Source organism: Candidatus Neomarinimicrobiota bacterium, from assembly GCA_030743815.1.
Lineage (GTDB): Bacteria > Fidelibacterota > Marinisomatia > Marinisomatales > S15-B10 > UBA2146.
In genome coordinates this window covers 1-5877 of the sequence record JASLRT010000064.1, presented here as the reverse complement: position 1 = coordinate 5877, position 5877 = coordinate 1, and the positions used below count along the sequence as shown (strand labels likewise).

Annotated in this window: 4 protein-coding genes; 3 read left to right on the top strand and 1 reads right to left on the bottom strand. The window is 49.7% G+C overall.

Translation table 11 applies throughout. The features are described from left to right. The first annotated feature begins 47 nt into the window (after window positions 1–47). On the top strand, window positions 48–3047 hold the full coding sequence (locus tag QF669_05170) for a carbohydrate binding domain-containing protein (protein ID MDP6456830.1): 3000 nt from the start codon (window positions 48–50) through the stop codon (window positions 3045–3047). Window positions 3048–3099: 52 nt separating this feature from the next. Here QF669_05170 and QF669_05165 read toward each other — a convergent pair whose 3' ends face one another. After that, window positions 3100–4269, bottom strand: coding sequence for an MBL fold metallo-hydrolase (locus QF669_05165; protein MDP6456829.1), 1170 nt, complete (start codon window positions 4267–4269; stop codon window positions 3100–3102). Between the two features lie 65 nt (window positions 4270–4334). Between QF669_05165 and QF669_05160 the strand changes: the two genes are divergently transcribed. Then, a complete protein-coding gene (locus QF669_05160; protein ID MDP6456828.1) occupies window positions 4335–5105 on the top strand; it encodes a FecR family protein in 771 nt (256 codons plus the stop codon). 52 nt (window positions 5106–5157) lie between these two features. After that, a partial coding sequence (locus QF669_05155; protein MDP6456827.1) for a hypothetical protein occupies window positions 5158–5877 on the top strand: 720 nt, incomplete at its 3' end.

Here is a 5877-nt window from a genome sequence, read left to right as displayed (position 1 = left end):
ATATTGAAGGTACTGGAAATGGACCAATTGGGTTAATGTATAATAATATGGATATTAATATTGGTACACATACCATGGGATTAGGTAATTATTATGATGGTTTAATCGATGATATATCGATTTGGGACGTTGCACTTAGTGAAGAACAAATACAACCCTACATGTCCACACCGCCTACAGGCAGTGAAACAGAACTTGTCGGCTACTGGAACTTTAATGAAGGGGAAGGCACTACACTTACTGATCAAACATCCAATGGAAACAATGGGTCCATAGTTGGTGCCACTTGGAGCGAAGATGTGCCTGCTACATCAACAGGCGGCGGCGGTGGCGGCGGTGGCGGCGGCGGAGGTGAAAACCTACTCGTTAACGGCGACTTCGAAGGAGGCCAGGTAGGCTGGATTGGTAATGCATTCAACGTACAGACAGAAGGTGGCAACAGCTTCAACTTTGCCAACGTAGAGCAGGCCGGTGATGCATTTGCAGTGAACCTAAGCCAGGTAGTAGCGATCCAGCAAGGTGCTACTTACAGACTGTCTTTTGATGCTTCTTCTGACAGAGAAAGAACAATGCTTGCAGGTATCGGACTAAATGAGTATCCTTGGACTCCTGCTACTGAAGTGGTCAACTTGACTACAGAGACACAGAATTTCTCATATGACATTACAGCTACAGATTTTGGTATCCCTAATAGCCGAGTGCTATTTGATATGGGAGCGGAAATCGGTGTAGTAGTAATCGATAATGTTGTACTTGAGCTTCTAAGCACCGGTGGCGGTGGCGGCGACGACTGTAATCAGGATTGCATCGGTGTAAATATACATCTTAATGAAAATTTTGGTTCGGCTTCTGTGCGCACGAATCTTACCTTTCCCAATGGTGATCAAATTTATAATGACCGCCACGAATCGTCCCCGTCACCACCAGAAGGGTGGTTTTTTGATTATCGTGACGCTAGAATTGTCCCAAACACAGGTGGTTATCGTGTTTCAGCGTGGTTTGATGAAAACGAGAATGGTAATCCGGATGCAACGGAACCAGCTGGTGAAGTAAGCGGTATCACTACCAACGCAGAAGGCTCTGCAATGGCAGCACTCACCTTGAGCGTAGGTGGTGGCGGCGGCGGTGGCAACCCTACTTCTATTGAAGTAACCTCGCCGAATAGTATGTCCAATTGGACTGCCGGCACCGGAGAGCCCATTGACTGGAACTCCACTTCCGGCGGGAATTATGCTGTGGATATCGAACTGTGGAAGGCAGGCACTAACTACGAGTGGATTACTAGCGGCGCACCGAGTAACAGCAACGGGGGCAATTATTGGTGGTCTATACCTGATTGGATCGAAGATGGAAATGACTATCAGATAATGGTTCTTTATCCCGGCTCCGGCGTAGCTGGTTTCAGCGAAGATTTCCAGATCAGCGGCGGTGGCGGCGGCGGTTCTCCACCATTTTTAGGTATTAACAGTGTTTCTCCTCCCTCGGACGCTCACGAGGGCGGTTATGCTGTCATTAATGTGAGTATAGAAACTGAATCCAGCATTCAAAGTGCAGTATTCGAATATTATGTAGGCGGAAGCAGTTCAAAGAGAACTGTTGATTTGGGTGGCGATGAGTTTGGCGGCGACTGGGCAGGTACTATCCCCGGTTCAGATGTAACCAGTAAAGGGATCATGGGCAAGATTGTGGTGGAAGATTGGGCAATGCAGACTGTTGAAGAAGGGCCTATCAGTATTGAGGTGGGCTTTGATGAAATGTCCATTGGATCTACCAGTGCCGAGGTATACCGGATGATTTCCGCACCGGGACAACTCGATAGCAAGACGTCTGTTCTTGATGGCTTAGTTGATAATCTCACAGGTGAAGAGAGATCTGATGATGCCACTGAGTTCAGGACATTCAGGTGGAACGGCTCTGACTATAATGAAACGGGGGTTGCCCGCTTGAACCCTGGCGAGGCATACTGGATTATAACACTTGACTCGTGGCAACTAACAGGTGGTTCTGGACACTCTACGGATCTCGAGGACCCCGTTTCCGTTTCACTCAGCCAGGGATGGAATCAGGTAGGCTCACCCTATAACTTCACGCCCAATATCTATGATTATGAAGCCGGAACTGTTGAACCTTCGTTTTATCGCTATTCCGGCAGCGGCTATTCTACCACCACTACCATGAGTCCCGGCGACGGCTATTGGGTCTATGCATATTCATCCACCTCTATTGATATGGGCTATGACTTCGGCTTTGCCCTTGCAAGGGAATCAGTCGCCGAACCTTTCGACTGGAAGGGTAATATTACAGCAAGAATAAACGGTGTGGATGACAGAGAAAATATTTTTGGTGTGATGCCTGATGCATCCGAAATCTGGGACGTAGCGGATCGCCATGAACCGCCCGTCATCGGTGACTACATCTCTGTTGCTTTTGACAACACCCACTGGAGTGAGCGTGGTGGTTTCTACAGCCGTGATGTGCACAGTACTCAGGCGGATGGTCATGAGTGGCCTTTCGTAGTAAAGACCAATGAGGAAGGTGTTGTATCACTTGACTTTGAATGGACGGAATCACTGCCTTCAGATTGGGACGTTGCCCTTATTGACATGGCTCTTGGCAAGGTGACTGATCTCAGAGCTGAATCGGTCTACGATTTTGCCTGTGCTTGTGATGAAGAAGGTCGTGATTTTGTGATTATCACTGGTCCAACTGCTTTCACACAAGGTGCTATGAATGCCTATGATTTGGTTCCAGCTGAATATCAGCTGTCACAGAATTTCCCAAATCCGTTCAACGCTGTTACAACACTCCGTTTCAGCTTGCCTGAGGAAAGTTTCGTTTCTGTTGCTGTCTACGATATTTTGGGCCAGGAGATTGCTACCCTGGCAAACCGCCAGGCCTACGGTGCCGGTAACCACGCCCTCATCTGGGATGGCCGGAACAGTGCCGGTGGAATGATGTCCACCGGCGTCTATCTCTACCGAATGGAAGCCTTCAGTGGCGGCAAAGCAATTTTCCAGGATGCCCGGAAGCTCATTATGCTGAAATAGGTTTAGCGGATATAGGGCCTTCAAAGCCGTCTCGGATTCCGGGACGGCTTTTTTATTTCAAGATGAGGCTTTCCAGAGAATAGTAGGTGAGCGGTTTCAGGATCCTCAGCCTGGGATCGAAGAACGGTTGTGACTCGGCAGATAAATTGCTCCGGGCTTTTTTTATATAGCCGGGGAACTCCTCAAAAAATTTTCCGAATTGGCTGAAATCGAGAAGCTGAATTTCATCCAGGCCAATGGTAACATCAAACTGGCCCATCTCATGGAACGGAACGAAGAAGTCGTCGTAATGGGTCGGGATGAAAAAACTGGGGCGGAGGGCTGCGAAGGCGTCAGCAATGGTGTTGTTCTTCCTCACCGGGATTCCCAAAACGAGCAGATCTGCCTCCCCGATTTTCTGGAGGTTTTGGAGGATTGCTCCATCGCAGAAAACGAATTTCAATCCCCTGTATGAAATAACATAAGCGATGGCAATATTCCGGTAGGAGAGGTAGTCAAACCCGGTGAACGGGGGATGACCTTCAATCTCTCCTTCAGGGCCCCGCCACGGGAGGAAGTTGTACTGTGGATGAAGCGACCGGACGGCTTCTACTGTAAAGTTTCCAAACTGCCCGATTAAGTAGTGCACTACACCGTCATCAAATGTCAGGAGACGTGTTTCCGCCGAAAGATGATAACTTTCCACCAAAGCTACTGTGTTAGGATCCCCCACGAGTAGTGGACTGTGATCTGTTGTTGTGGATCTTGAAAGTACGAGAGGAACATCCATAACATGATCAGCATGGGCATGACTCACAAGGATAGCATCTACGTTTCGGTCGCCCATCGGTTTCAGAATGAGTTCATCCACAGCTGTGGTATCAATAATCAGTGGAGCAAAGGGATTACTGACGCGGGGTCGCGAAACGAACGGATCAATGAGGATGGTCGTCTCGTTGTCTCCCAATTCAAACCCCGAGGTGCCGAGCCACCGCAAGCGAAGCCCTTCAGGCGGTTTGTCAGATGATCGGACGCGGGGTTCTTCCTTCAGACTACTCCATTCCAGAACCTGTCCCAATGCCGAGTCATATCCATGAACGCCATCGTAGGTGATAGACACTTCACGCACCTGGGCTAGTCCGATCTTGGCCAGCGCAATCAGCACAATAATGAAAAAACAGCGGGTCGATTTCATATGAAATGAGAGTGGTTCAATGGCAATATAGTGATGAAACTTTCTCAATTTACTGTTAAATGTGGTTTGTCAACTTCGTCCACAAAGCTTATTTTCTCCCTAGGAGGAAACAGATGAGATTCAGGCACATATCAGTTCTAACAGCCGCCACTTTAGTTGGTGCTTTGCTGGCGTTCAGGCCGGCAGCTACGGAATTTGGTAAGATCACCCTACCTCTCGGGATTGTGGAAGTACAGTCGGCCGGCGGAACCGACTGGGCACGTGCAAAAGTGAGGCAGCCTGTCTTTGCGGGAGACAGGGTGCGGACGAAGCCCAAGTCACGTGCTGAGATTACACTCAATGGTGGCGGTAAAGTTCGGATTGCGGAAAACTCCGAACTGGAACTGACAGAAGCTAGCGTCACTCCAATGAAGAAAGACTTCAACGCCAACCTCAATAAGGGGAAAGTGTGGGTTGCCGCTACTGCCGCTTTCGGCGAAAAAAAGAATGTGGCTGTAAGAACACCCACAGCCGTGGCGGCCATCCGGGGAACGAAGTACCGTGCCAACGCCGGGGACAAAGAAAGCCAGGTTTTGGTTTATGAAGGGAAGGTGGACATCAACACACCTGAGAATCTTGCCAAGATGCGCCGGGAAGATCTGCAGCAACGCCAGCAGCAGGGAGGTCCGCCAAAGTTTTCCCTGGCTCCGGTTCAAACCATTCAGGCGCCGACACAGGTTGCCGGCCCGTTTGAAGTGTCTTTGGAAGAATGGATCACCCTGGTAGAGGGGATGCAGATCAATCTCCGGGCCGATGGCAAGTACCACATGTTCGAGTTCGATAAAGAGGCTGACGCCCAGAACCCGTGGGTCCAGTGGAACAGCGACCAGGATAGCCAGAAGTAATACATCTCTCAATTCTCCAATATTCCAACATTCCATCACTCAGGAGTGAATCATGTCTGACCTTCTGAAACGCGTCCTCATCGGAGCTGCCATTGGGCTTGGTGTCGGTATTATTGTGGGATGGGGTACCTATCAGGTCGGTTTTATCAATGACTTGCTGGATGGGTATGAATTCCAGTCTTTCGATGCCCGAATGCGGGCCAAGGTGGTGGGTGTGGAAGAAGCGTCTATTGATGATGTTGTCATCATCGATATAGAGCAAGAGTCGGTGAGACCCGTGGAGGAAGGGGGGCTGGGCCGCTACTACAACTGGCCGCAGGCTTATCACGGTCAGCTTATTGATGTAGTGACCAGCTCACTTCAGCTATTTTGGTCACCGCCAGAAGGCGATGTACCGCCGGACTATTACCAGGTGTTCAGGCAGGCGCAGAATGATCCGGAGGCCCAGTTCGAATATATGGGAGATGCATACGATGTGATGTACACTGTATCAGGACGGACGGAATGGGACGGTTACAATTTTGCAGTGGTACCCATTTTCCCGGACGGATCTTCCGGCGAAGGTTTTTTTACCGACTCCGCCAGTCTCATTGAGCCGAAAGCGCTCCTGTTCGATATTATTTTCGATCCAGAAAACACCTACAACTACGATCTGGTGAATGCCCTCACCTCTTCGACTCCGCCGGCGGATGAAGCTATTGCGGGCGCCACTCAGCAATTTCTCAAAGATAATGATCCTGCCCGTTTTGTGACATCCACGCTCACCAGTCAG